This window comes from Rhizobium sp. CAU 1783, from assembly GCF_054551725.1.
In genome coordinates this window covers 524,095-550,310 of sequence record NZ_JBTOLM010000002.1, presented here as the reverse complement: position 1 = coordinate 550,310, position 26,216 = coordinate 524,095, and the positions used below count along the sequence as shown (strand labels likewise).

Here is a 26,216-nt window from a genome sequence, read left to right as displayed (position 1 = left end):
CAATGCCGAGGGGAAAGATCCATCAAGGCGCAGTGATCGACGGCTTCATGATCGGTGAGCTTGCCCATCGCGGAGGCATGGCGCAGCTCTTTCACGTGACCCGGCTGAGCATCGATTTTCCGATGCTGATGAAGGTGCCGGAAATGGGGGCGGGAACAGATCCCGCCATGATCGTCGGGTTCGAGATGGAGCAGATGATCCTTCCGCGGCTTTCGGGCCCCCATGTCCCGCGCTTCGTCGCCAACGGCGATTTCGCCAACCATCCTTACATCGTCTTCGAACGCCTGCCGGGCAAGTCGCTCTACCCGATGCTCGACGACCTGCCGCGACCGGCGGACGAAGTCGTGTCGCTCGGCTGTCGCATCGCCGCAGCCCTCGGCGACCTGCACCGGCAGAACGTCGTTCATCTCGACATCAAGCCGTCGAACATCATGTTCCGCGAAACGGGAGAGGCGGTGCTGGTCGACTACGGGCTTGCCCGTCACCTGCAGCTGCCGGACCTGATGGACGAGGAATTCCGCCTGCCCTACGGCACCGCGCCCTATATGGCGCCCGAACAAATCCTCGGCGTGCGCAGCGATTTCCGCAGCGACATCTTCGCGCTCGGCGTCCTCATGTACTTCTTCGCCACGGCCCGGCGCCCCTTCGGCGATCCGCAGAGGATGAAAGGTCTTAAGAAGCGGCTCTGGTGGGACCCGGTGCCGCCGCGCGCGCTCGTGCCGGATTTGCCGAAGCCGCTACAGGAGGTGATCCTGCGTTGCCTCGAGGTCAATCCGGCGCGCCGCTACCCCACAGCTGCACAGCTGATGATGGACCTCCAGGACCTTTCGAAGGTGACGCTGACGGGCCGGGCCGAGAAGCTGAAGCGCGACGGCTTCTCCGCGGTCATCAAGCGCCGGTTCAACCCCGACCCGATCGAACTGGTACGCCCGCAGGTGGCCGCGACGGCGCTTTCCAACGCGCCGATCGTGATGGTGGCGATCGACCTTTCTGACGGATCGGAGGAACTCGGCGATGCTTTGCGAATGACCGTCAGCCGGATCATCGAGAAGACGCCAAATGCCCGTATCGCATGCCTCAACGTTTTGAAAATCGCCCGCATCAGCCTGGAAAGCGACCTCGACGCCGACGGCAACAACAAGCATGTGGCGCGACTGGTGCAGCTCAAGCACTGGGCGGAGCCGCTAAAGGCGCCGGAGGGCGCGATCACCTATCATGTGATCGAGGCGGTTTCGCCTGCAGGGGCGATCCTCGACTACGCGCGGGAGAACGTGGTCGACCACATCGTAATGGGCGCGCGCGCCAATTCGGCCATGCGCTCGCTGCTCGGCAGTGTTTCAGGTGAAGTTGCGGCCCACGCGCCCTGCACGGTGACGGTCGTGCGCGTACGCTCTTTGGCCGAGACGGCCGAATAGAGCCTGACGGCCTCAGAGCCTCAGTGCCCAGATCGTCGCCGAGCGCAGCGTGCCCGGCGACGCCGTCAATCGGGCCGAACGAACCGGATCGAAACCGTCTATCCGCTTGGTGCCGGCGATCCGGCCATCGTCGGCAAAGACCTCGATGGAGCCGTAGTCGAGAAAGATGCGCAGGCGGGAGACCCTTGCGGCCTCGGCGATATAGTGCGGCGAAGGCTGCTCCGGCCTCTCATAGCGCAGAACGAGACCCGTTTCGTCCTGAACGAGCCCCAGTCCAACCGACGGATGCTCGAGCGCAAGCTCGAAGGGCAGGCCAGGCTCCGCCACTTCAAAGAGGATTTCCACGGCGCCGCTCGGAAAGTTCACGCGCTCGCCATTCACCAGACGCGTGCGGTCGAGGATATGGCTGCGCAGGCTTTCCGCCGCGCCGATCGGCGGGGTCAGCAACTGCCCGTCCTCCAGTCGCAGCGTGCGCGGCAGGGTCATGGCCGAGGGAAACTCGATCGTCGGGCCGGTATCGGCCCAGTTGCCCATCCAGCCGATGCCGACCGGTGTCGTTCCGTCGGCGAAGGCCTGGAAGGCATAGTTGTCGGTGATGAAATCCAGCTCGCGGCCGAACTCCTTGGAAAAGGTGCGCCCGTCGAACCATCCGACATCGGCCATCGTCAGGTTCTTCCGCCCCGTCCGCTCATCGACTGCATTCATCAGTCCGTAGATCAGAGCCCAGCGGGTGGAGGGATGCGCGGGTTCCCCGTCCAGCGGTAAGAGGCAGGGGCATTCGAGCGCGGTTGTTCTGTAGCGGGTCTCGACATGAAGCTTCCCGATATAGGTCCAGCCGCCGGCTGCCTGCGGGTCCTCGGTCTCGTAGAGGAGGATCACCCCGCCCACGTGGCTCTGGCTTCCGAGCAGCATCTTCCAGCGGCCGTCCGGTCCCTTGAACACATAGGGATCGCGGAAGTCGAAGGTCAGCCCCTCGCCGGCCGGACGATGCGGCAGGATAACGCTCGCCTCGCCGGCGCTGAAGAGATCGGCCGACGTCGCCGACATCTGGATCTCCTGTTCCGGAACGCGCTCGCTCACCTTTTCCGTGAAGAAGACCCGGATTCCGGGGCCACTCGTGAGCGGGATCGCCGAGCCGGAAAAGGCGCCGCCGCGCTTGTCCGGGCGGGCAGACAGTTCTTCGGAGGGAAAGAGGAAGACCGGGAGGTGGCGCCAGCGCAGATAGTCCGACGAAACGGCGTGGCCCCAGTGCATGTTGTTCCATGTCCGGCCGTGTGAATAGTGCTGGTAGAAGAGATGCGGCCGGCCACCGAAACGACCGAAGCCGTTGGGGTCGTTCATCCAGCCGAAAGGCGGGCGGAAATGATAGCCTCCAGGGAGTTCCGGGGGCGCATTTGCCGGATTGGTGTGCAGCACGGTGATGCCGGTTTCCAATACGTCGGACGCCGTAAACCAGTAGGCGACGGAAACGGACGTGATCTCGCTGTCGTATTGCAGTTCGATCCGTCCGCCGCCGAAGACCTGGTAGATGCGGAAAGAATGCTCTTCCGCATTCACTGCCTGGACCTCGCCAAACTTTCCGTTGGCGCTGACGAGCGAGACCGATCCCGGAGTTCCCGGCTGTACGGCCTTCAGCCATAGATGCAGCGTCGCGTTAACCGGCAGCTCGGCGGAGATGATCCGCATCGTATCCCGATCCACGCCACTCATGGGCGATGCACTCCCGACCATGGCAATTGCGGGGGTAATGTCGTCACTCGATCGGTCGGCTCGTTTAGCATGAACCGCAAACGATCAGGTGCGCCCCGCGGTTCCACCGCGTGTGAGGATCATCGTTTCACCGATGCGCAGTACGCGCGCCCGTCCATGGCCGGCGCTTGCAGAGAGGAAACGGTCCGCCGGCTCAAGCAGCGGCTCCGGCGACAGCGCGAAGGTGCCCCAATGAATGCCGATGCCCAGCCCTGCCCGGACGTCATCGAGAATGCGGGAAGCATCTTCCGGGCAGGAATGCATGTCCGATACGAGCGTCGCGGGTTCGAAGGCGCCGATCGGGACCAGGGCCAGGTCAAAGGGACCACGGCTCCGGCCGATGTCGCGAAACACGGAACCGTAGGCGCTGTCTCCGACGAACAGCACAGAGCGCGTGCCGTCCCGGATATCCCAGGAATTGGCCTTGCCGTCAGGGACCGCCAGAAAGTTTCGCCGGGTCGCATGCACGGCGGGAAGAGCGGTGATGCGGGCGGCACCGGCAATGACGACCCCGCCCTCCCTCGGGTGATCGACACGGGCAAAACCCGCCTTCTCGCCAAATGGCTGCAGCCCGTCCGGAACGATCAGGCGAACCTTGGGAAAACGTTTCACCAGAGCCTTGAGCGACGGCAAGTGAAGATGGTCATAGTCGCCGTGCGAAATCAGCACGACATCGATCTTCGGCAGATCTGCCAATCCTATGGGCGGCTCGACGTGCCGATGCGGCAAGGGAGCGCCGAGCACGATTCCGTCGGCCAAGACCGGGTCGGTCAGGATGCTCACCCCCTTCAGCCGGATGAGCGCCGTCGAATGTCCGAGCCACGTGATGCTATCCGCATTGCCGATCGCCGAAAGCCCGGCCAGAGCAGCTTCGCGGTCGAGGGTGACGTGCTCGTCGGCTTCGTCGCGACGCACATAAGTGCCGGTCACAATGCCGAGATGATGAAAGCCGAGGGCAATCGCGCGAAGGGGCTTCGGCAGCGGTGGGTGGTCATGCCCACCGGAACTGACGGTCAGACCGTGGCAACTTGCAAGAAGCGAAGAGAGCAGGCAACCGAGCAGCAACCGCCGCACAAACAACCTCCAGCGTCGCGCAACGCCAACGGCATTACGCGGCCTTGAGACCATCTTCCCGCATTCCCCCATGTCGCCCCCGCGTCCTCGCCAAACTAAGCGCGATCGCACGCCAGAATGCAAGCAACCCCCTTCGAATTGACTAGAGCCGCAGGATTCATCGTCCCGTCACCGATCCTTCACGCGGTTGTTACGCGCCGATTCTATCGCGATCTTGACCCCATCGGACCAGGAGCCGCACCATGCGTTTGACCGCCCCGATCATCGCCGCGTTGCTGTCGCTAATGCCAGTGTTGTCGTCGGACGCTTCCATCCCGAAATCCGGCCATGCCGCACTGATCGGCGAAAGGCTTTCGAATGCCAACCTCTGGCGCGACCACGTCATGGTCGTCGCGCACCGCGCCGGCTGGAAGGAGAACGGTTCGGTCGTCAGGGCAGAGAACTCGCGTGCGGCGATCGACAATGCCGCCGCGATCGGCGTCGAAATGGTCGAGCTCGATGTCCGCCGCTCCCGCGACGGAGCGCTGGTCGTCATGCACGACGCGACGCTCGAGCGCACGACGACCTGCCGGGGCGAGGTTTCCGACCTTCTACTGGCGCAACTCAAGGCATGCCGGTTGATCGTCGAGGGAAGCCGCATCGTGACCGACGAAGCAGTCCCGACGCTCGCAGAAATGCTCGCCCATGCAAAGGGGCGGGTCCTCGTCAACATCGACAACAAGCTGGAGCCGGAAGATCTTCCCGAAATGGTCGAAATCGCCCGCCGGTTGGGCAACGCCGACGGCATCCTGATCAAGACGCCGATCTGGAACGACGAGAGGCTGACGCGGGTCCGTGCCGTGATGCAGCAGATCGGGCCGGACATCGCCTTCATGCCGATCCTCGCGGACGACGCGGTGCGCGACGCCGCCTTCGTCGACAAGGTTTCCAAGGCCTTCTCGCCCGACGCGGCCGAGATGATCCACTGGCGCCGGGAGAAGACCGAGCCGCTGACCGTTGCCGGCGGGCCGCTCTTCACCCCTCAGGCCCGGGCCGCCGCGGTGCGCGGCAACTTCCACATGTGGATCAACACCTACCCGATCACCGATCGGCCGGACGGCATGGTCGCGGGCGGACGCGGCGACGGCCTCGCCTTTGCCGAGGGAAAGCCGGACGACGTCTACGGTTTCTGGGTCAACCGCGGCGCCACCATCATCCAGACAGACGAGCCGAAGGCCGTTATCGACTGGCTCGATCGGCATGGCTATCGCCGCCACTACGGCGTCGGCAGCTGAAGGCTTCTCCCCTTGCCCGGGGCAGAACGGGCCGTCTCGTTGCGAGCCATCCCTGCCGGTCTGCGACCGAAGAACACTGTCCTTCAAGAGCCGGGGATGCCGCAGTTCGGGTGACGCCGGGCTGCAAAAGTGTTTAAGCAGGTGCGGAACCGAAAGGCCACGACGAGGGACCGCGCATGACAATTACCACTTCCCGCCTGAAGCTTCGCAGGCCAGAACTTGCCGATTTCGAGGCCTATGAGGCAATGTGGTCGCATCCCGACGTCATGCGGCACATGAGTTCCGATGTGTTGACGACCGAGCAGATCTGGACCCGTTTCCTGCGCCAGGCCGGGGGCTGGCACTATCTGGGCTTCGGCTATTTCTCCATCGAAGAACGACAGACGGGCCGCTTTGTCGGGCAGATTGGCTTTCAGGACCTCAGACGTGAAATCTCGCCTCCGCTCACCGGAACACTGGAGGCCGGCTGGACACTTCATCCCGACGCCCAGGGACTGGGCTATGCCAGCGAAGCCGCTGCCGGGCTGTTCGCCTGGGGCTCGGAGAACTTTGCGGGGCGCAGGGCCACCTGCATCATCGCGCCGGTGAATGCGCCGTCGCTGCGTATCGCAGAGAAGATTGGGATGGCGGAGTTCGCGCGCAGTACCTATCACGGGAAACCGATCGTGATGTTCGAACGGCTGCTGTGACATCCGGCGTCGATCGGCCGTCGGTGTCTTCTCCCCAAAATGAAAGCGGCGCCTGACCCCAAGGCCAGACGCCGACGACTGTCGCGTTGACGGAATGTGTCGGGCAACGCCCCCTCATCCTCCCTGCGGGCACCTTCTCCCCGCAAGCGGGGAGAAGGAAGCAGCCTCAGGCCGCCTTGGCGCTTTCACCGTAAGGGTCGAAGCGGCCGTAGAAGGTTTCGCCCTTGGCGGCCATTTCCCTGAGGAGAGGCGTCGGCTTGAAGTGGTCGCCGTAGGACGCGGCGAGCTTCTCGCAGAGGTCCACGAAGGCCTTTACGCCCATGCCGTCGATGTACGACAGAGTGCCGCCGGTGTAGGGCGCGAAACCGAAGCCGAGGATCGAGCCGACATCGGCTTCGCGCGGATCGGTGACGATGCCTTCTTCCATGGTGCGGGCAGCCTCGAGCGCGATGGTGACGAGCAGGCGCTGCTTGATCACCTCGACATCGACATCCTCCGGCTTCTTCTGGGCGAACAGATCCTTCAGGCCCGGCCAGATGAACTTCTTCGCCGGCTTGGCCGGATATTCGTAGAAGCCCTTGCCGTTCTTGCGTCCGCGGCGGTCGAGTTCGTCGACCATCTTGTTGATCAGGGTCATGTGGCCCGGAACGACGGCGGCTTCGCCGAGGTCGGCGATCGAGGCCTTCATGATCTTCTGGCTGAGGTCGACAGCAACCTCGTCGTTGAGCGACAGCGGACCGACCGGCATGCCGGCCATCTTGGCGGCATTCTCGATCATCACCGCCGGCACGCCTTCGATCAGCATGTCATAGGCTTCGTTGATGTAGCGGAAGACGCAACGGTTGACGTAGAAGCCGCGGGTGTCGTTGACGACAATCGGGGTCTTCTTGATCGCCGCAACGTAGTCGAGCGCGACGGCAAGCGCCTTGTCACCGCTCTCCTTGCCGAGGATCACTTCGGTCAGCATCATCTTCTCGACCGGCGAGAAGAAGTGCACGCCGATGAACTGGGCCGGGCGCTTCGAGTTCTTCGCAAGGCCCGTGATCGGCAAGGTCGAGGTGTTGGAGGCGAAGATCGAGCCTTCCGGCAGGACGGCCTCGACGGCCTCGATGACGGCCTTCTTGACTTCGCGATCCTCGAACACGGCCTCGACGACGAGATCGGCATCCGAGAGCGAGGCGTAATCGGCAGATGGCGTGATCAGGGAGAGCAGCTTCTCACCGTCCTCCTTGGACATCTTGCCCTTGCCGATCGCGCCGGCGACCAGTCCTTCGGAATGGGTCTTGCCCTTGGTGGCGGCTTCGATGTCGCGGTCGATCAGGACGACCGGGATACCGGCAGCAGCCGTGACATAGGCAATCGAGGCGCCCATGAAGCCGGCACCGACGACGCCGACCTTCTTGAACTCGGACTTCGGAACGCCGGCCGGGCGGCGAGCGCCCTTGCCGAGTTCCTGCATCGAGACGAAGAGCGAGCGGATCATCGAGTAGGCTTCGGTGGTCTGGACGATCTCGGTGAAGTAGCGCTGCTCGATCCGAAGGCCGGTTTCGAAGGGAACCTGCAGGCCTTCATAGACGCATTTCAGGATGGCGAGCGCGGCCGGGTAATTGCCGGCGGTTTCGCGGCGAAGGATGGCCGACGCCGCTGGCCAGAGCTGGGCAGCCGCCGGGGTCCAGATACCGCCGCCGGGAGCCTTGAAACCCTTTTCGTCCCAAGGCGCGATCGGCTTCAAGCCGTCCTTGATCATCTGCTTCGCGGCCGGGATTAGCTGGTCCGGCTCGACCACCTGATGCACCAGACCCATGGCCTTGGCGCGCGAGGCGGTGAGCGACTGACCAGTGGTCATCATCTGCAGGGCGTCCTGCGTGCCGGCGAGGCGGGATACGCGTTGCGTGCCGCCGGCGCCCGGAAAGATGCCGACCTTGACTTCAGGCAAAGCGAGCTTGACCGACTTCGCATTGGAGGCGACGCGGCCGTGGCAGGAGAGCGACAGCTCGAAGGCGCCGCCCATGCAGGTGCCGTTGATCGCAGCGACCCACGGCTTGCCGTTGGTCTCGATCTTGCGCCACAGCCACGACATGCGGCCAGCCGCGTCGAACAGCTTCTTGACGGCGTTTTCCGGATCCTTGGCCTTCTCTTCCTCGACCATGGCAAACATGCCCTTGATCATGGTGAGATCGGCGCCGCCGGAAAAGGAGGACTTGCCGGAGGTGAAGACGACACCCTTGACGGCGGCATCGGCGACGGTCGCGTCGAGGATCTTCTCGATCTCGTCCATCACCTCGACGGTGAAGACGTTCATCGACTTCTCAGGCATGTCCCAGGTGACGAGCGCGATGCCGTCTGCGTCGGTTTCGATGGTGAAGTTCTTGTAGGTCATGGTCTCTCTCCCCAAACTCAGACGCGTTCGATGATGGTGGCGGTGCCCATGCCGGCGCCGATGCAAAGCGTCACGAGCGCAGTGTTCAAGTCGCGGCGTTCCAGTTCGTCGAGCACGGTGCCGAGGATCATCGCGCCGGTCGCGCCGAGCGGGTGGCCCATGGCGATCGCGCCGCCGGCGACGTTCATCACATCGTGGCTAACGTTGAAATGCTGCATGAAGCGCAGAACGACGGCGGCGAAGGCTTCGTTGAGTTCGAAGAGGTCGATGTCGGAGATCTTCATGCCGGTGCGGGCAAGGAGCTTTTCGGTGACGTCGACCGGGCCGGTCAGCATCAGGGCCGGATCGGAGCCGATGTTGGTGAAGGCGCGGATGCGGGCACGGGGCTTCAGGCCCATCGACTGGCCGCCGGCCTTCGAGCCGACGAGAACGGCCGCCGCGCCGTCGACGATACCCGACGAGTTACCGGCGTGGTGGACATAGGTGATCTTCTCGATATCCGGATGAGCCTGGATGGCGACGGCTTCGAAGCCGCCCATCTCGCCCGGCATCTGGAAGGAAGCCTGGAGGCTTGCCAGCGACTGCATGTCGGTCCCGGGGCGCATATGTTCGTCGCGGTCGAGGATCACCAGACCGTTCTGGTCCTTGATCGGGATGACCGACTTGGCGAAATGACCCTTTTCCCAGGAAGCGGCAGAGCGCTTCTGGCTCTCGACCGCATAGGCGTCGACGTCATCGCGCGAGAAGCCGTATTTGGTGGCGATCAGGTCGGCCGAGACGCCCTGCGGCATGAAGTAACCGGGGAAGTTGACCGAGGGGTCCATGTACCAGGCGCCGCCGGACATGCCCATGCCGACGCGGGACATCGACTCGACGCCGCCGGCGATGACGATATCGTCGGAACCGGCCTGGATCTTGCCGGCGGCAAGGTTGATGGCATCGAGGCCCGAGGCGCAGAAGCGGGAGATCTGGATGCCGGGAGCGGAGAAGGCATAACCGGCCTCGAAGGCAGCCGCCTTCGGGATCACGGCACCGGCTTCCATGACCGGGTCGACGCAACCGAAGATGATGTCATCGACGGTCGCGGTGTCGAGGCCGTTGCGGTCGCGCAGGGCTTCAAGCGCCTTGGCAGCCAGGCGCGGCGTCGGCACTTCGTGCAGCGAACCATCCTTTTTGCCACGGCCGCGCGGCGTGCGCACGTGATCGTAAATGAAGGCTTCAGTCATGATTTCTCTCCCTTGGGGCGCGCAGGCGCCGAAAATTCCTTGTCCCTCTTCTCCCCAGCGGGGAGAAGTGCCGAGCGGATGCGAGGCGATGAGGGGGCCAGTTGCGCAAGCGCCCCCTCATCCGGCCCTAACGGGCCACCTTCTCCCCGGTGGGGAGAAGGGGAGGTTCAGAATGCTTCTGCAGCCATTTCCATCAGGCTGTCGGCGCCGGCTTCGATGCGGATCTTGCGCAGCGCGGTTTCCGGCATGATCTTCTCCATGTAGAAGCGGCCGGTGAGCAGCTTGTTCTTGAAGTAGTCGGCATCACCGGTGCCCGATGCCAGGTTCTCGTTGGCGGCCTTCGCCATCTTGGCCCACATGTAGCCGAGGACGACGAGACCGAAGAGGTGCATGTAATCGGTGGAGCCGGCGCCGGCGTTGTCGGGCTTGGCCATGGCGTTCTGCATGAACCACATGGTCGAGGCCTGCAGGTCGTTCAGACCCTTCTTCAGCCCCTTGGTGAAGAAGGAGAGGTTTTCGTCCGCACGGTTTTCCTCGCAGAAATCGCCGATTTCCTTGAAGAGCGCCATGACGGCGCGACCGCCGTTCATGCCGAGCTTGCGGCCGACGAGGTCTAGCGCCTGGATGCCGTTCGCGCCTTCGTAGATCATCGCGATGCGGGCATCACGGACATACTGGCTCATGCCGTGTTCTTCGATATAGCCGTGACCGCCGAAGACCTGCTGGGCCATGACGGCATGGTCGAAGCCCTTGTCGGTCAGGACGCCCTTGAGGATCGGGGTGGCGAGACCGAGGATATCGTCGGCGGCCTGTTTTTCGGCGGCATCACCTGAACGATGGGCGATGTCGGACTTCAGCGCGGTCCACAGCGTGAAGGCGCGGCCGGCTTCGGTGAAGGACTTGATGGTGAGCAGCGCGCGGCGGATGTCCGGATGCACGATGATCGGGTCGGCCTTCTTTTCCGGTGCCTTGACGCCGGAAAGCGAACGGCCCTGAATGCGTTCGCGTGCATAATTGACGGCGTTCTGGTAGGCGATTTCGGCGATCGACAGGCCCTGGAGGCCGACGCCGAGGCGGGCCTCGTTCATCATGACGAACATGGCGGCAAGGCCCTTGTTTTCCGCGCCGATCAGGTAGCCGGTCGCTTCGTCATAGTTCATGACGCAGGTCGAGTTGCCGTGGATGCCCATCTTGTGTTCGATCGCGCCGCAGGTGGCGGCATTGCGGGCGCCGACGGAGCCATCCGCGTTGACGAGGAACTTCGGCACGATGAAGAGCGAGATGCCCTTGGTGCCTTCCGGCGCACCCTCGATGCGGGCGAGCACGAGGTGGATGATGTTGTCGGTCATGCCGTGTTCGCCGGCGGAGATGAAGATCTTCTGGCCGGAAATCTTGTAGGAACCGTCACCCTGCGGCACGGCCTTGGTGCGCAGCAGGCCGAGATCGGTGCCGCAATGCGGTTCGGTCAGGTTCATGGTGCCGGACCAGGTGCCCTCGACCATCTTCGGCAGATAGGTCTGCTTCTGCTCGTCGGAACCGTGAACGAGGATCGCGGCGATCGCCCCCTGGGTCAGGCCCGGATACATCATCAACGCCATGTTGGCGGACGACATGTATTCGCCGACGGCGGCATGCAGCGTGTAGGGAAGACCCTGACCGCCGAATTCCTGCGGAACTGCGAGACCAATCCAGCCGCCCTGGCAATAGGCATCGTAGGCTTCCTTGAAGCCCTTCGGCACGGTCACGCTCGCGTCGTCATTGCGCTTGCAGCCTTCCTGGTCACCGGACAGGTTGAGCGGGAAGAGCTGTTCTTCGGCCAGCTTCGCAGCCTCGCCGACGATCGCCTCGATCATGTCGGGCGTCGCGTCCTCGAAACCGGGCAGATTGTGGTAGCGTTCGAGGCCGAGCACGTCGTTCAGAACGAAAAGCGTATCGTTAACCGGGGCCTTGTACACAGGCATGGATCATCTTCCTCCGAGACTAGATGCCGGACGGGGTCCGGATGGGTTCAGGCTATATATAAAATATTGACGTTTGCGTAAACGTCAAAATCTGCTCACGCCTGTTTTTTTGAACCGTGACGCGCGACCGGCAGGTTCGTCTGATGCCCATCCTGCAAGGCTCTGCTTGTGCGGGGCATATCAGCAAACGTTAAAAAATTTTTAGCCAGGTTAACGGGTTGTTTACCACGTTTCGTGAATTGTTGCCTCGAAAGGTGATGGTCGGCGGTGCGTCGCGTGCGAAGCGCTTTCGCCGCTCCCGCCCGGAGGAAAACCCGGTTGCGGAACGATCCATCACCAAGCCTGAGCCTAGACCCCGACCCCGGCCGTCGCGGGTGACCTGAACGAAGCGAGCAAGACCATGAACGGATCGCGATCTACTCCTTCCCGCCCCGGCGGCGCATCGTCGTTCGACGCGCTGAGCCGCACGATCGAGGGACTGGAAGCGCGCATCGAAGGGCTGATGGGAAGCACCGCCCGTCCGCGTCCGATGGAAGAGCCGCGACGCGATGGCATTCGCGAGCGCGTGGAGGAACGCCTGTCGCGGTCCGACCGCGAATTGCGCAGCGACCCTCTCGCCGAAATCCGCCAGCGCCAGCGCTCGCTCGAGGAAAGCCGCGCCCGCGTGCCGGAACGCGCACCGGCCCGCGCTGCCGATCCCTACATGCCCGCGCCGCAGCCGCGCGCTGCCGCCGCAATGCAGCCGGCCGGCTATCCGCCGGAAAACATTACGCGCGAGATCACCCAGGCGCTGCTCGGCCTTCGCCAGGAACTGAAACAGGACATTTCCGAAGGCCTCGGCCGCGAGATCAGCGCGCTTCGCAGCGAGATGCAGGGGATCCGTTCGATCGCCGAGGAACGTCGGCCGACCCAGGACATGCGGGACGACATCGCGCGGCTCTCGCACAGCATCCAGCAGCTCGGACAGGTTCGCGCCCCGGGCGCCGACGGGCTCAGGGCCGAGTTCGAGGAGCTGCGTTCGCTGATGGACGGGCTGGCCCGCGAGGATTCCGTCCGCCATATGGAAAGCCGCTGGAACCAGATCGAAGAACGTCTCGACGACGCGGATCCAGCCGCGCTGCGGGAGGAAGTCGTCCGCCTTGCCGACCGCCTCGACGACATCAAGGGCCATCTCGGCCGGATGGGCGACAATCGCGCGATCCATGCGCTTGAAGACAAGCTCATTACCGTGGCGGCCGCCCTCGAGCATATCGGCGCCCATATCGACCCGAACGAACGCATGGTCATGGAGCAGTTCGCCGGGATCGACATGCGGCTCGACGAGATCACCAGGGCGATCGCTGCCGGCAGCCGCGGCTCCGCCGCTGGCGTCGACAGCACCAGCTTCCAGCGCATCGAGGATCGCATCAGCGGGCTCGCCCACCAGATCGAGATGCTCACCGAACAGCGCCCGGAAGAAGAACCGGTCAATGAACTCGGCGACCGCCTGGAGGCGCTGACCGCGCGCATCGAGGAGCTTTCGGCCGAACGCGCTGCAAGCCGGCTGGAGGAACGCCTGGACCAGCTTTCGCAGCTTTTGGAGCGCAGCCACAAGCCGGTCGCGCAACCTGAGCTCACCGGCTACCTCGCCGACATTTCCCGCAAGATCGACGCGCTCGATCACGGCGCGGTCAACGACCGCCTGGCAGACCGACTCGACATGCTCGCACGCCGCATCGAGGCCATCGAACTCCCCGAGCCGAGCGTCGCGCGGATCGACGACAGCGTGCTTCGCCATTTCGAGGAACGGCTGAACGCCGTGGTTGACCGCATCGAGGATGCAAGCGTCGCACCGGCCGGCGAGAGCGCGAATCTGCGCGGACTCGAAGAGCAGATCGCCCATCTTTCCGCCCTGATCAGCAGCCCGGCGTCCGATCCGTCCGTCGGCGGCGAGCTCTCGGGACGCCTGATGGCGCTCGAAGACTACATGGCGACCAGCGACGAATACATCATCGAGGCGGCCCGCCAGGCCGCCGAGACCGTGATGGAAAACTATGCCCGCCAGATGCCGTCTGCCACGGGCAGTTCGGCGGCTGCGGCGGATGTCGCAGCCTTCGCCGCCCTCTCCGACCATCTGCGTCATCTCGAAGACTTCAGCCGCAACTCCGAAGAGCGGACCCACCGCACGTTCGAAGCGCTCCACGAAACCCTGGTTCAGATTGCCACCCGCCTGGACGAGATCGACCAGGGCGGCCGCCCGGCACCGCGCGCCGAGAGCGAACCGGCGCCCGTCCCGGCCGCGCCGAGCCCCGTCAGGGCCGCAGCCGAACTCGCCCCGCGGGAGACCGCCTTCGAATTCGAGCCGCAGGTCTTCGAACCCGCCCCTGTCCGCGAACCGGCAATCGCTGCCGAAGCAATCGACACCCTGTTGTCGGAAGTCCCGGTCATCGAAGCCGCGCGCCCGGAGAAGAAGGTCGAGAAGCCGAGCCTGCTTGCGGGCCTGAGCAAGCGCCTGCTGCCCGGCCAGAAGAAGGACGAGCCGCCGGCAACTTCCGGCCGCCAGCATATCGACAAGGCCCCGTCGATCGACCCGGCAGAAGTCCTTCCGCCGGAAGAGGCCAACGAACTCCTGGAACCCGGTTCGGGCGCACCGGACGTGCGCAAGATCCTCGAGCGCGTTCGTGCCAGCCAGTCGAACCAGCGTGGTGATGCGGCCGATCTTTCGGCCCAAGATGCCGACCGCGCCGACTATATCGCCGCCGCCCGCCGCGCCGCCCAGGCCGCGGCGCAGGAACTTGAGCGTACTCCCAAGGTCGCTGCAACCTCCCCTGCCCCGCTCGGCACCAGCGAGCCGAAAGCTTCGGCTTTTGCGCGCTACCGCCGCCCGATCCTGATGGCGGTCGGGGCCATCCTGCTCGCTGCGATGGCCATGCCGCTCGTCAAGACGCTGACGGGTGGTCAGCCCGCGCCAGCAACAATCGAAGCACCCAAGCCGGTCGAAAGCGGCATGGCACCGCCAGCTGCGCCCGTCGAGACCGAGGTCGCCGCCGATGCGCAGGCTGAACTGCCGGCCGCAGCTTCTGTCGACGCCAGCGGGGATGCGGACACGGAGGCGGCGTCAGTCGACGATCCGGCCACGGACGCCGCGGCGGCCGCTCTCGTCGGCGGCACGTCACTCGACGGCGAACAACTCGACACACTGAAGCCGGCACCGGATGCAGCAAGCAGTCCGGCACAAGGCTTTGCTCCCGCATCGACCGACGGCGCTGCCTCGGCTACCGCTGCAACCGCGCAGCCCGCTCCGGCGGCAGCTGCTCCCATGGCCCCTCCCGCTCCGATCGCGGACATCACCGTGCCGGCAGAAATCACGCCGCCCTCTCTCGCGCTCGCCGCCAAGCAGGGGGATCGGCTGGCACTTTTCGAGATCGCCTCACGCTACACCGAAGGCCGGGGCGTTCCCGGCGACTTCGCCGAGGCCGCGAAGTGGTATCAGCTTTCTGCCGACAAGGGCTTCGCCCCCGCCCAGTACCGGCTTGCCAATCTCTATGAAAAGGGAACCGGCGTGCCGCGCGACATCGCCAAGGCCAAGCAGTTCTACCAGCAGGCCGCCGACGCGGGCAATGCGAGCGCGATGCACAATCTTGCCGTCATCTACGCTTCTGGCAGCGACGGCGCGCAGGACTACGCCAAGGCCGTCGAATGGTTCACCAAGGCCGCTCAACACGGCGTCTCGGACAGCCAGTTCAACCTGGCAATCCTCTATGCCCGCGGCAACGGCGTGCAGCAGAACCTGGAAGAGTCCTACAAGTGGTTCGCCCTGGTCGCCAAGGAAGGCGACAAGGACGCTGCGCAGAAGCGCGACGAGGTGGCGAATGCCATGAAGCCGGACCAACTCGAGCGCGCCCGCGCCCAGGTCGATCTCTGGAAGGCGGCGCCGCTCGACGTCGACGCCAATTCGGCGACCTTCCCGGACGAATGGGTCGGCAAAGGCCTGAAGACGGCGAGCGTCGACATGAAGAAGGCGATCCGCAACATCCAGGTGATACTGAACAACAACGGCTTCGACGCCGGGACCCCGGACGGGGTCATGGGCGAGAAGACCGTGTCGGCGATAAAGTCGTTCCAGAAGTCGATTGGCGAAGAACCCACGGGCCTCGTCAGTGACAAACTGGTCAACGCGCTGCTGGCGCGCAACAAATAGTCGCTGAGAGTCATAAAAATCGGAAAATGCCCGCGTATTGCTGGGTCGAGAATTGACTCGCCCGGTATGCAGGCGCAAGAGAAATGACAAGGATCAAGCCCGATCAAGGGCTTGAGCCTGTTTCGCTTTTGCCTGAGACAGGCGGCATTTCCGACCCTTGCCCCATTCACCCGCTTCGGCGGGCAGACGCATTTCGAGGTCCGAGCGTGACGATCTACCTGCCAATTGCAGAATTGTCGGTGAACATCTTCATCATTCTCGGGATGGGTGCGGCCGTCGGGTTCCTTTCCGGCATGTTCGGCGTCGGCGGCGGCTTCCTCATCACGCCGCTGCTGATCTTCTACAACATCCCGCCCGTGGTGGCCGTCGCGACCGGCGCAAACCAGGTGGTCGCCTCTTCGATCTCCGGGGCAATCACGCATTTCCGGCGCGGCTCGCTCGACGTCAAACTCGGAACAGTGCTGCTGTTCGGCGGTCTCGCTGGCGCCACCGTCGGTATCTACATCTTCTCGCTGTTGCGGCGGCTGGGTCAGCTCGACCTCTTCATCTCGCTGCTCTACGTCGTGTTTCTCGGAACCGTCGGCAGCCTGATGCTGATGGAGAGCCTCAGCGCCATGCGCCGAGCGGCCCGCAACGAGACGGTCAGCCTGAAACGGCCCGGGCAACACAACTGGGTACACCGCCTGCCCTTCAAGATGCGGTTCAAGAAATCGAAGATCTATCTCAGCGTGCTGCCGATCATCGGCCTCGGCTTCGCGATCGGCATCCTGACCTCGATCATGGGCGTCGGCGGCGGGTTCATCATGGTCCCGGCGATGATCTACCTGCTGCGGATCCCGACCAATGTGGTCGTCGGAACCTCGCTGTTCCAGATCATCTTCGTCACCGCCTACACCACCATCGTCCAGGCCGCGACCAACTATTCGGTCGACATCGTGCTCGCCTTCATCCTGATGCTCGCCGGCGTCATCGGCGCGCAGTATGGCGTCAGGGTCGGGCAGAAACTGCGCGGTGAACAGCTGCGTGCGCTGCTCGGACTTCTGGTTCTTGCGGTCGGCCTGCGCCTGGCGGTCGAGCTGGTGGTGACGCCCGACGATATCTATTCGATCGCGATCGGGGGCTGACGATGCGCCGGCTCCTCGTCTCCCTTTCGACCGCCCTTTTCCTCTTCGCCGCAACCGAGAGCCGGGCACAGGTGCCGCTCGCCTCGGACATGACCGGCAAGGAAAGCCTCGACATCGGCACGTCGACCAGCGAGATCGCCATCACGTCGGATTTTCGCGGCGCCGACCTCACCATCTTCGGCTCCGTCAACAACAGCGACACGCTGCTGCTCGCCATCGGTCAGTATGACGTGGTCGTGACCCTGGAGGGGCCGCGCGACGACACGACCGTTCGGCGCAAGGAACGGCTGTTCGGAATCTGGGTCAACCGCACGTCGATGTCGTTCGAGCGGACGCCGATTTCGTATTCGCTGGCCAGCACGCGGAACCTGCTCGAGGTGACGGACCCGGAAACGCTGGTCGAACTCGGCATAGGGACCGACCATCTGGCGCTCACGCCGACCGGCTATCTCAGCAGCGGCGCCAACATCAAGGAATTCCGCGAGGCTTTCCGGCGCCTGAAACTGAGCGGCGGCCTCTACCAGGGCGATGCCTCCGGAGTTCGCTTCGTCAGTTCCAGCCTGTTCAAGGCGACGCTGCGCCTGCCGGCGAACATTCCGGACGGCGTGCATATCGTTCACGCCTATCTCTTCAAGACCGGCGAATTCATCGGCGAGCGCGAGCTCCCGTTGCGCGTGATCAAGACGGGCCTCGAGGATTCCATCTCGCGCGCGGCGCATGAAAGCCCGCTCGCCTACGGCCTCCTCGCGGTTCTTCTGGCCCTGATCACCGGCTGGGGCGCAAGCCTCGTCTTTCGCCGCGACTGATCCTCGACTCAGACGCCGACCGCGGCCATTCTCGCCCGAACCTCCAGATAGGCTTCCGTCAGTCTTGCAAGGGCCGATGGCATGCCTTCAGGCATCGGGATACCGAGATGAAGGAAGCGCAATTCGTGCATGAAGTCCTGCCAGAGCGGGCGTCCGCCCTGTTCGAGGAGTTCGGCTCGAATGGAAAGATCCTCCGACACGGCGAGATGTCGCCTGCCCCAGGCGCCCATCTCGGCGAACAGCGGCACGAGATCGATCGACATCTCGGTCAGGCTGTAGATCGCCTTCTGCTTGTGGCTCGGATCATCGACGCGCGTCAGGAGCCCCTTCTCTACGAGCTTTTTGAGCCGGTCCGCCAAGATGTTAGAGGCGATGCCTTCCTCCGAATTCTGCAACAGCTCGCGGAAATGGCGGCGGTTGCCGAACATCACGTCGCGGATGACGATCAGGCTCCAGCGATCGCCGAGAACCTCGAGCGTCAGATTGATCGGGCATCCGGAGCGGTGGGAATCCGTCATTGTCTCTCCTGCTAACCAGTTGCGCTTTGCCATCAGTCGAGCTAGAAGGCAACTGATTGCATATTGCAATCAGTTTGAAACCGTGACCGGGAGGAACCCATGCGCAAGTTGATTATCTGGAACCTGATGACGCTGGACGGCTATTTCGAGGGCCGGACCCCTTGGGACCTCGGCTTCCACGAGCTTGTCTGGGGAGACGAACTGCGCGACTACTCGCTGGAGATCGGACGACAGGCCGACCTTCTCGTGTTCGGACGCAAGACCTACGAGGGCATGGCTGCCTATTGGCCCGAGGCGACCGAGGAAACGGAAATCAAGATCTACATGAACTCGATCGCCAAGATCGTTGCGAGCCGCAGCCTTGAAACGGCCGAGTGGACGAACACGCGCATCGTCCGGGACATCGAGAACGAACTTGCAAAGCTCAAGGCCCAGGAGGGCAAGGACATCTTCGTCTTCGGAAGTGCAGCGCTCTGCGACAGTCTGCTGAAGGCCGGCCTGGTCGATGAAATACGGATCTGCCTGGCCCCGGTCGCGCTCGGCTGCGGCAATCCCCACTTCAAGCCGGCAGAGGCGCAAAGGCGCTTCCGGCTGATCGACAGCCGGTCCTTGAAGACCGGTGCGGTCATCCTGCGTTACGAGCCGCTCACGGCGCGGTAATCGCCGAGCAGGGAATGGAGCCTCAGCCCATCAGATTGGCGAAGCGCACAGAGTAGACGCGGTCGCGGCCGAGCAGATGGGCAACGAGGGCCTGCCGGTCGAACAGGCCGGTGAAGGCCTTGTGGCGGAGGTCGAGGCCGCCGGTCAGCACGCCGAAGGCCGGCATCATCAGACGTATGCCGTCGCTCGCAAAGCAGGGGCGGCGCACCGATTTTTCCCGACGCCGGACGGTTGCACAGGGGTGGAGGTGACCGGCAACCTCGCCCCGACCGGCAGCGAGGCTCGGCTCGTGGCGGAAGGTGAGCCCGCCATAGGCGAGTTCGTCGGCCGAGACGCCCGGCAGACCCGACGTGCCGTCCGGATCATGGTTGCCGTTGACCCAGATCCACTCCCGGCCAGCCGCCATCGCGCCGATGTGCTGGCGAAACGCGTCGGGCATCAGCGCCGAGCCGACCGGATCGTGGAAATTGTCACCAAGGCTGACGACGATACGCGGATCATGGCGGGCGATCACCGCTTCCAGGATGCGGAGCGTCGCGAGCGTATCGTAGGGCGGAAGCAGCTGGCCACGACGGGCAAAGGCTGCGCCCTTCTCCAGATGCAGATCGGAGACGACCAGCATATTGAGATCCGGCAGGACGAGTGCGCCGGACGGGTCGGCGACCGCCTCGACGCCGTTCACGATGAAACGGGCCGAACAATCGGTATCGACGGCAACCGGATCCTGCAGGCGCGCCAGGCGGTTCATGCTTTCAACTCTTCCTTCGGTCGCTTGTCTTTCAGGCCATGGCTTCGGCGATCAGATCGTCGGCGGCCTCGGCCAGAACATGTTCCTGGGCTTCGCCGACGACCGGCTCGCGACCGATCTCCAGCATCACTGGCACCGCGAGCGGCGAGATGTGATCCAGCCGCTTGTGGGTGATGTGCCCCCTGATTCTCTTTAGCATATCGGCAAGCCGGGCAATATCGAGGAGACCGGCGGCGGCATCCTGTCGCGTCGCCTGCATCAGGATGTGATCGGGCTCGTGGCTGCGCAGCACGTCATAGATCAGGTCGGCGGAGACTGTAACCTGGCGACCGCTCTTTTCCTTGCCCGGATGACGCTTCTCGATCAGCCCGGCAATCACCGCACAGGTGCGGAAGGTCCGCTTCAGCATCCAGGATTCGGCGAGCCAGGCTTCGAGATCATCACCCAGCATGTCCTCGTCGAACAGGTCGGACAGGCGCAGGCGTCCGGACGCGATCATCGTGCCCATGTCCTCAAGCCCCCAGACCGCCAGCGAATAATCGGTCGCGACAAACCCCAAGGGCTTCGCGCCCAAGCGCTCGAGCCGCCGGGTCAAGAGCATGCCGAGCGTCTGGTGGGCAAGCCGGCCCTCGAAGGGATAAGCCACCATGAAGAAGCGATTGGCGCGCGGAAATGTCTCGATCAGCAGCTCACCGCGCTTTGGCAACAGTGACTTCTCCCGCTGGATCTCCAGCCAGTCACGAACCTGATCCGGCAGCGCCCGACGGCGCTCCGGGTCGTCGAGCATGGCGCGCACCTGGTCGGCCAAATAGGTGGAGAGCGGAAACTTGCCGCCTGCATAGGCCGGGATCTTGGGATCTTGGGAAAAGGCATTCGAAACCAGGCATTCGTTGTCGCGCAGCCCCTCGAAACGCAGCACCTTGCCGGAAAAGAGGAAAGTGTCGCCGGGGCTCAACTGCTCGAAGAAATACTCCTCGACCTTGCCGAGCACCATGCCGCCGCGACCGAGCGAGCCGAGATGGTTGCGCTTGACGAGGCGGACGTTCAGCATCGGCATCTCGACGATGGTGCCGAGATTGAGGCGGTATTGCTGGGCGACCTGCGGGTTGGAGACGCGCCAGCGGCCCTCCTTGTTGAGCCGGATGCGGGCGTAGCGCTCATAGGTCTTCAGCGCATAGCCGCCGGTCGCGACGAAATCGACGATGCGATCGAAGGTTTCGCGCGACAAAGCAGAATACGGCAGGGCGGAAGTCACCTCCGCATGGAGATCGTCGGCAAGGAATGGGCTGGCGCAGGCCATGCCGAGCACATGCTGGGCGAGCACGTCGAGCGAACCGTCTCCGACCGGAGGCGTGTCCTGAGCACCGATATAGTTCGCATCGAGTGCCGCCTGACATTCCATCACCTCGAAACGGTTGGCGGGCACCAGGATCGCGCGGCTCGGCTCGTCCATGCGGTGGTTGGCGCGACCGATGCGCTGGGCAAGGCGAGAGGCCCCCTTCGGCGCGCCGACGTGAACGACCAGATCGACGTCGCCCCAGTCGATGCCGAGATCAAGCGTCGAGGTCGCGACGACGGCGCGCAGGCGGTTATCAGCCATGGCGGCTTCGACCTTGCGGCGCTGCGAGACGTCCAGCGAGCCGTGATGGAGCGCAATCGGCAGATTGTCGTCGTTGATGGTCCAGAGCTCCTGGAACAGGAGCTCTGCCTGGGAGCGGGTGTTGACGAAGATCAGCGTCGTCTTGAAGTTCTTCAGAACCTCGTAGAGTTCCGGCATGGCATAGCGGGCGGAATGGCCGGACCACGGGACCCTCTCCTCGGTCGCGAGGATCGTGATGTCCGGCCGCGCACCGCCATCGACCGTGATCAGGCCGGCATTCTCCTCCCGCTGAGACACCTGACCGACCAGCCAGCGTCTGAGATCCATCGGATCGGCAACCGTCGCCGACAGGCCAATCGTCTGCAGGCCGGGGGCCAGCCGGCGCAATCGCGCAAGCCCAAGGGAAAGAAGGTGCCCGCGCTTCGACGTGACGAGCGAATGGAGTTCGTCGAAAACCACATAGCGCAAGTCCTTGAAGAACCGCTCCGCATCGCCGTGCGAGATCAAGAGCGCAAGCTGCTCCGGCGTGGTGAGCAGGATGTCGGGCGGATTGAGCTTCTGGCGCTGGCGCTTGCCGGCAGGGGTGTCACCGGTGCGGTTCTCGATGGTGATCGGCAGGCCCATCTCCGAGACAGGCTTCATCAGGTTGCGCTCGATGTCGACGGCAAGCGCCTTCAGCGGCGAGATATACAACGTGTGAATGCCGGTGAAGGCGCTTCCGGGCAGCAGGCGACCGCGCTCGGCAAGCTCAGTCAGGGACGGCAGGAAGCCGGCCAGTGTCTTGCCGGCACCGGTCGGGGCAATCAGAAGCAGACTCTCCCCTCCCCTCGCGCGGGCCAGCAGTTCCAGCTGATGGGCACGCGGCTGCCAGCCCTTTTCCGCAAACCAACGGGTGAAGGGAGTGGGCAGCAGGGAGGTGGCACGCTCAAGAATGGTCACACCGTCAAACTAGCGGAGTCTGGCCGAAAGAGAAGCGCCGACGACAACCGATTTCCGTCGCTGCCGGCAAGACGCAGGATTCCTGAGAGCAGCAATGCTCCCGGTTATGCCCGTCACATCGCGATGTAGCGATCCCTGCGATGGTTGATCGCCAGCGTCAGGTTGAGGACCACTGCGCCGACCACCGAGCAGAAGATGATGTAGGGCGTAGCGACGAAGAAGGAGAAGACCAGGACGGTGCCGTCGAAAACGAGCTGCACGAGGCCGGCACGCCAGCCGAAGCGATCCTGCAAATAGAGCGCCAGGATGCCGAAACCGCCGAGGCTTGCCCGGTGACGGAAAAGGGCGAGCAGGCCGGCGCCGATGACCAGACCACCGAAAATCGCGGCTACCAGCGGGTCGATGTGAGAGATGCCGATCGCGTTCGGCACGGCCTCCGTCAGGAAGGAGGTGAAGGCGACGGCGGCGAAGGTCTTCAGCGTGAAACCGGGGCCGAAGCGGCGGAAAGCCAGCCAATAGAAGGGCAGGTTGATCAGGAAGAAGAGCAGGCCGAACGCATAACCGGTCGCATAATGCAGCAGGAAGGCGACACCGGTGGTTCCGCCGGTGAGCAGGCCGGCACTTGAGAGAAGCAGAACACCGAGCGAGGCCATCATCGAACCGGCAGCGAGGCCCTGGGCGTCATCGACCGGCGAATGCCGATCCGCAGCCGACGTCAGCAGTGTCGCAAAGCTTGTTCTCGCATCCGCCATTCTCTTCACCCGTCCTCTGATCTCAGTCGCCCGAACTCCTTACCCCCGGCAAGCGGGGGCCATCAAGACGGGAATGTTCGCGGCGGACGAAGGGAAACCTTCAAGGAACCTCATTCTCGCCGGGCGTGCCTCCCTCCTGTTCCCAATCCAGAAGCTGCCCGGTTTCCTGAGTGTTGAATTTGAGCCTCAGGCCCGGGCCGGCATCGCCAGCCGGAAGAAACTCCACGCCGAAATGATCGATCGCCTTGCGCAGCGCATCGAGCGACCGGCTGTCGAGGCCCGAGAGGCCCTGCTCGAAGCGCGCCACCGCTTCGACATCCAGTCCGGAGATTTCGGCCAACTGTCCAAGGTCGATCTGCGCCAGGGCGCGTGCGGCGCTCACGAGTGACGGGGTCAAGTCCATGGTGGTCTGCCTCCTCTGTCTCAGTCACCCGGTAATTCTACACCAGGCGCACCAGACGGACTAGCGCAGCGCAATGTAACGGTCGGAGCGGTGGTTGATCGTCAGGAAGAGGTTGAGCACGACCGCCCCGACCACCGAGTAAAGCACGATCATCGGGCTCACCACCGCGAAGGCCAGCGCCATGACGACGAGATCGAAGGCGAGCTGCACCAGGCCGGCGCGAATGCCGAAACGATCCTGCAGATAGACGGCGAGAATGCCGAGGCCGCCCAGGCTGGCGCGATGACGGTAGAGTGCGAGCAGGCCGAAACCGAGAAGCAGGCCGCCGAGCACCGCGGCCCAAACCGGCGCCACAGTCTCGATCACCAGGAAACGGCTTTCGATTTCCACCAGGAAGGAGGTGAGGCCGACCGCGACAAAGGTCTTCAGCGTGAAATCAACGCCGACGCGCCGGAGCGAAAGCAGATAGAAGGGAAGATTGAGCAGGAAGAAGAGGAGGCCGAAGCTCATGCCGCTCCAGTAGTGCAGGACGAAGGCAAGCCCGGCCATGCCGCCGGTGAGAAGCCCCACCTTGGCGAGAAGGTAAAGGCCGAGCGCCGAAATCATGCTGCCTGCGAGCAGTCCTTGCACGTCTTCGATCGGCGTATGCCGGGACGGATTTGTATTCCAGATACCCAATACGCTGCTGACTTGCGCCATGGTCGATGCCTCCAGAAACGGTCCTTCCGAAGGCTTCAGGGTAGCTCAGAACGCCATTCCCGCAAGAGCAATAAGTAAGCAATGCTGACCTATTGCAAAGTTCGCAATTTTCGTTCGGCTCACCCCTGTCGGGTCGCAATAAACAGGATACCGGAGACCGGTTTTCCGCCATCCATGCGAATGACCGTCCGCTCGATTTCCGTCGTTTCGAAGCCGGCGGCGTGAAGTGCGCCACGAACATAGGCTTCCGAATGAGCGTAACGCAGCGACGGAGCCAGATGAAAACCGTCCTTGGTCGCGGCATCCTCGACGGAAAGGGCAAAGACCGCGCCCGGGGCGGCAAGCGCCGCCGCGAGAGCAAAGGCATTGGAAAGATCGCCGAGATACATCAGCACGTCGGCGGCTCCCACGAGGTCGGCACGCTGAGCGGGAAGGCCGTCGCCGAACAGGCCAGAATCCACTGCCGGGAGCGAGAGATCGGAGCGCGCCAGATGGTCGTAAATACCCTTCTCCTCCGCCTTGGCCAGCATGTTGGCAGACAGATCGAAGCCCTCGAGGCGCTTCACCCCGGAGTGGATCTCGACCCCGAACAGGCCGGTGCCGCAACCGAGATCGACAGCGCATTCGAACGCGCCCGTTTCGCCGCGCACGCGCTGGACGAGAGCTGCGAGCTTGCCGGGAACGCTGTAGTCGAGCCGCTCCACGAGGGCCGCCTCGAAGCGATCGGCATAGTCATCGAAGAGCGCCTCGACATAGCGGCTTGGCGGTTTGTCGGGTGTCGCGACCTCGCCGAGCAGTGCGAGCTTCAGGCCCGCGCCAAAGATGTCCTGTGGATCGAGTTCGAGAACCCGGCGAAGTGCCGGCGCCGCATCGGACGGGCGCTCCGCCTTCTCGAGATACTCGGCAAGCCTCAGCCAGCCTGCCGCCCAGGCAGGCGCCAGTTCGAGCGCCTGCTCCATCAATTCGGCCGCTGCCGCAGGATCGCCACCTTCCGCGAGCATTCGGGCATAGTCGGCGCGACGGTCGGCAATGACGTCGCCGGAAGAGAACTGGGTCGGTTGCATGGTGAAATCCCGTCAATCAAGCGGCTCTTGACCGAAGGGCCGAAAAAACACAAGAGCTAAGTTGCAAGGGCCGATTTGCCCGGCGCCGCACGGCTTGCGTGAAATGGCGCCCCTTCCTATGTGAGGCAAAACAGGAGACTTCCATGTCGGATCAGGTCAACAGGTTCCTCGGCGACACGCCGAGCCGCACGCTCGTCAAGCTCGTCGTCGTATCGCTGATCGTCGGTTTCATCATGCATGTCTTCGGTATCTATCCGGTCGACATCATCGAGGGCATCCGCCATTTCTTCCTCGAACTCTGGTATCGCGGTTTTGCCGCACTCGGGCGGGTCGGCGACTACCTGCTGCTCGGCGCGACCGTGGTCATTCCGGTCTTCATCGTGCTGAGGTTGATCAGTGCGAGGAACTGAGATGATCGTGGCGACCTTCGAGCCGCTGGCGCGGCGCAGGCTGCTGATCCTCGCCGGCACCGGGCTCGTCGCGGCGCTTGCCGGCTGCCGCAGCACCGACATCCTGCCGGTGGAGGACGATCTCGCCCAGCTTCAGACCGAGGGCGCGCTCCCGATCGTCAACACGCTGCGCGCCAAGAAGGGCCTGTCTACGCTTTCCAAGAATCCGGCGGCGGAGAGTGCCGCCGTCGTGCAGGCCAAGCGCATGGCGCGCGCCGGCAAGATGGCGCATCTGATCGGCGTCAACGACAGCTTTCTCGACCGCATGAAGGCGACGCAGGTGCCGTTGCCGGCAGCCGAGAACATCGCCACGGGCCAGGATACGGTGGACAGGGCGGTGCAGGCCTGGATCGACTCCAAGAAGCACCTCGAAAACATGCTCGGCGGCTATAACGGCCTCGGCGTGGCCGTCGCGCGCGACCCCTCTTCCGCTAACCGCCCCTATTGGGCCATGGTGCTGTCGGCCTGAGCGATTCCCGCCCAGCGCCGGAAGGACGGGCGAAACG

At 63.9% G+C, this 26,216-nt stretch carries 21 protein-coding genes; 9 read left to right on the top strand and 12 right to left on the bottom strand.

The features are described from left to right. The first annotated feature begins 2 nt into the window (after positions 1-2). On the top strand, positions 3-1,415 hold the full coding sequence (locus ACX93L_RS09415) for a serine/threonine protein kinase (protein WP_459404612.1): 1,413 nt from the start codon (positions 3-5) through the stop codon (positions 1,413-1,415). A gap of 12 nt (positions 1,416-1,427) precedes the next feature. Here ACX93L_RS09415 and ACX93L_RS09410 read toward each other — a convergent pair whose 3' ends face one another. Then, positions 1,428-3,125, bottom strand: coding sequence for a GH32 C-terminal domain-containing protein (locus ACX93L_RS09410; protein WP_459404611.1), 1,698 nt, complete (start codon positions 3,123-3,125; stop codon positions 1,428-1,430). A gap of 84 nt (positions 3,126-3,209) precedes the next feature. Next, positions 3,210-4,238: an MBL fold metallo-hydrolase gene (locus tag ACX93L_RS09405; protein ID WP_459404610.1), complete on the bottom strand. Its 1,029-nt coding sequence runs from the start codon at positions 4,236-4,238 to the stop codon at positions 3,210-3,212. A gap of 242 nt (positions 4,239-4,480) precedes the next feature. Here ACX93L_RS09405 and ACX93L_RS09400 point away from each other — a divergent pair, with 242 nt between their 5' ends. Both ACX93L_RS09400 and ACX93L_RS09395 read left to right on the top strand, forming a co-directional pair. Then, on the top strand, positions 4,481-5,512 hold the full coding sequence (locus ACX93L_RS09400) for a glycerophosphodiester phosphodiesterase family protein (protein ID WP_459404609.1): 1,032 nt from the start codon (positions 4,481-4,483) through the stop codon (positions 5,510-5,512). A 176-nt stretch (positions 5,513-5,688) separates the two neighbouring features. Next, entirely contained in the window at positions 5,689-6,201 is a 513-nt protein-coding gene (locus ACX93L_RS09395) for a GNAT family N-acetyltransferase (RefSeq protein ID WP_459404608.1), read from the top strand. 166 nt (positions 6,202-6,367) lie between these two features. Here ACX93L_RS09395 and ACX93L_RS09390 read toward each other — a convergent pair whose 3' ends face one another. The 3 genes from ACX93L_RS09390 to ACX93L_RS09380 form a co-directional block, all read right to left on the bottom strand. After that, on the bottom strand, positions 6,368-8,581 hold the full coding sequence (locus ACX93L_RS09390) for an FAD-dependent oxidoreductase (protein ID WP_459404607.1): 2,214 nt from the start codon (positions 8,579-8,581) through the stop codon (positions 6,368-6,370). A gap of 17 nt (positions 8,582-8,598) precedes the next feature. After that, positions 8,599-9,807, bottom strand: a complete 1,209-nt coding sequence (locus ACX93L_RS09385; protein WP_459404606.1) for an acetyl-CoA C-acetyltransferase — start codon at positions 9,805-9,807, stop codon at positions 8,599-8,601. Between the two features lie 167 nt (positions 9,808-9,974). Continuing rightward, the gene (locus ACX93L_RS09380) at positions 9,975-11,768 is read right to left on the bottom strand and encodes an acyl-CoA dehydrogenase C-terminal domain-containing protein (RefSeq protein WP_459404605.1); all 1,794 of its coding nucleotides are present in this window, start codon (positions 11,766-11,768) and stop codon (positions 9,975-9,977) included. Positions 11,769-12,168: 400 nt separating this feature from the next. On the opposite strand from ACX93L_RS09380, the gene ACX93L_RS09375 reads away from it, so the two are divergent. From ACX93L_RS09375 to ACX93L_RS09365, 3 genes are all read left to right on the top strand, one after another. Beyond that, positions 12,169-15,948, top strand: a complete 3,780-nt coding sequence (locus ACX93L_RS09375; protein ID WP_459404604.1) for a peptidoglycan-binding protein — start codon at positions 12,169-12,171, stop codon at positions 15,946-15,948. A gap of 206 nt (positions 15,949-16,154) precedes the next feature. Then, on the top strand, positions 16,155-17,072 hold the full coding sequence (locus ACX93L_RS09370) for a sulfite exporter TauE/SafE family protein (RefSeq protein ID WP_459404603.1): 918 nt from the start codon (positions 16,155-16,157) through the stop codon (positions 17,070-17,072). 2 nt (positions 17,073-17,074) lie between these two features. Continuing rightward, positions 17,075-17,878 (top strand): TIGR02186 family protein, encoded by an 804-nt coding sequence (locus tag ACX93L_RS09365; RefSeq protein ID WP_459404602.1) that lies wholly within the window; start codon positions 17,075-17,077, stop codon positions 17,876-17,878. Positions 17,879-17,886: 8 nt separating this feature from the next. On the opposite strand, the gene ACX93L_RS09360 is transcribed toward ACX93L_RS09365, so the two are convergent. Next, the gene (locus tag ACX93L_RS09360; protein WP_459404601.1) at positions 17,887-18,396 is read right to left on the bottom strand and encodes a winged helix-turn-helix transcriptional regulator; all 510 of its coding nucleotides are present in this window, start codon (positions 18,394-18,396) and stop codon (positions 17,887-17,889) included. A 99-nt stretch (positions 18,397-18,495) separates the two neighbouring features. Here ACX93L_RS09360 and ACX93L_RS09355 point away from each other — a divergent pair, with 99 nt between their 5' ends. Continuing rightward, complete coding sequence (locus ACX93L_RS09355; RefSeq protein ID WP_459404600.1) at positions 18,496-19,056, top strand: dihydrofolate reductase family protein; 561 nt, start codon at positions 18,496-18,498, stop codon at positions 19,054-19,056. Between the two features lie 22 nt (positions 19,057-19,078). Here ACX93L_RS09355 and pdeM read toward each other — a convergent pair whose 3' ends face one another. The 6 genes from pdeM to ACX93L_RS09325 form a co-directional block, all read right to left on the bottom strand. Beyond that, positions 19,079-19,804: a ligase-associated DNA damage response endonuclease PdeM gene (pdeM, locus tag ACX93L_RS09350; RefSeq protein WP_459404599.1), complete on the bottom strand. Its 726-nt coding sequence runs from the start codon at positions 19,802-19,804 to the stop codon at positions 19,079-19,081. 31 nt (positions 19,805-19,835) lie between these two features. Further along, complete coding sequence (locus ACX93L_RS09345) at positions 19,836-22,343, bottom strand: ligase-associated DNA damage response DEXH box helicase (RefSeq protein ID WP_459404598.1); 2,508 nt, start codon at positions 22,341-22,343, stop codon at positions 19,836-19,838. 113 nt (positions 22,344-22,456) lie between these two features. After that, positions 22,457-23,095: a YitT family protein gene (locus ACX93L_RS09340; RefSeq protein WP_459404597.1), complete on the bottom strand. Its 639-nt coding sequence runs from the start codon at positions 23,093-23,095 to the stop codon at positions 22,457-22,459. Positions 23,096-23,195: 100 nt separating this feature from the next. Beyond that, on the bottom strand, positions 23,196-23,498 hold the full coding sequence (locus ACX93L_RS09335) for a helix-turn-helix domain-containing protein (RefSeq protein WP_459404596.1): 303 nt from the start codon (positions 23,496-23,498) through the stop codon (positions 23,196-23,198). A 60-nt stretch (positions 23,499-23,558) separates the two neighbouring features. After that, positions 23,559-24,197: a YitT family protein gene (locus ACX93L_RS09330; RefSeq protein ID WP_459404595.1), complete on the bottom strand. Its 639-nt coding sequence runs from the start codon at positions 24,195-24,197 to the stop codon at positions 23,559-23,561. 119 nt (positions 24,198-24,316) lie between these two features. Further along, the gene (locus tag ACX93L_RS09325) at positions 24,317-25,261 is read right to left on the bottom strand and encodes a class I SAM-dependent DNA methyltransferase (protein WP_459404594.1); all 945 of its coding nucleotides are present in this window, start codon (positions 25,259-25,261) and stop codon (positions 24,317-24,319) included. 143 nt (positions 25,262-25,404) lie between these two features. Between ACX93L_RS09325 and ACX93L_RS09320 the strand changes: the two genes are divergently transcribed. Both ACX93L_RS09320 and ACX93L_RS09315 read left to right on the top strand, forming a co-directional pair. Further along, a complete protein-coding gene (locus ACX93L_RS09320; protein WP_459404593.1) occupies positions 25,405-25,671 on the top strand; it encodes a DUF6460 domain-containing protein in 267 nt (88 codons plus the stop codon). Between the two features lies 1 nt (position 25,672). Next, positions 25,673-26,179, top strand: a complete 507-nt coding sequence (locus tag ACX93L_RS09315; RefSeq protein ID WP_459404592.1) for a CAP domain-containing protein — start codon at positions 25,673-25,675, stop codon at positions 26,177-26,179. The last annotated feature ends 37 nt before the right edge of the window (positions 26,180-26,216 follow it).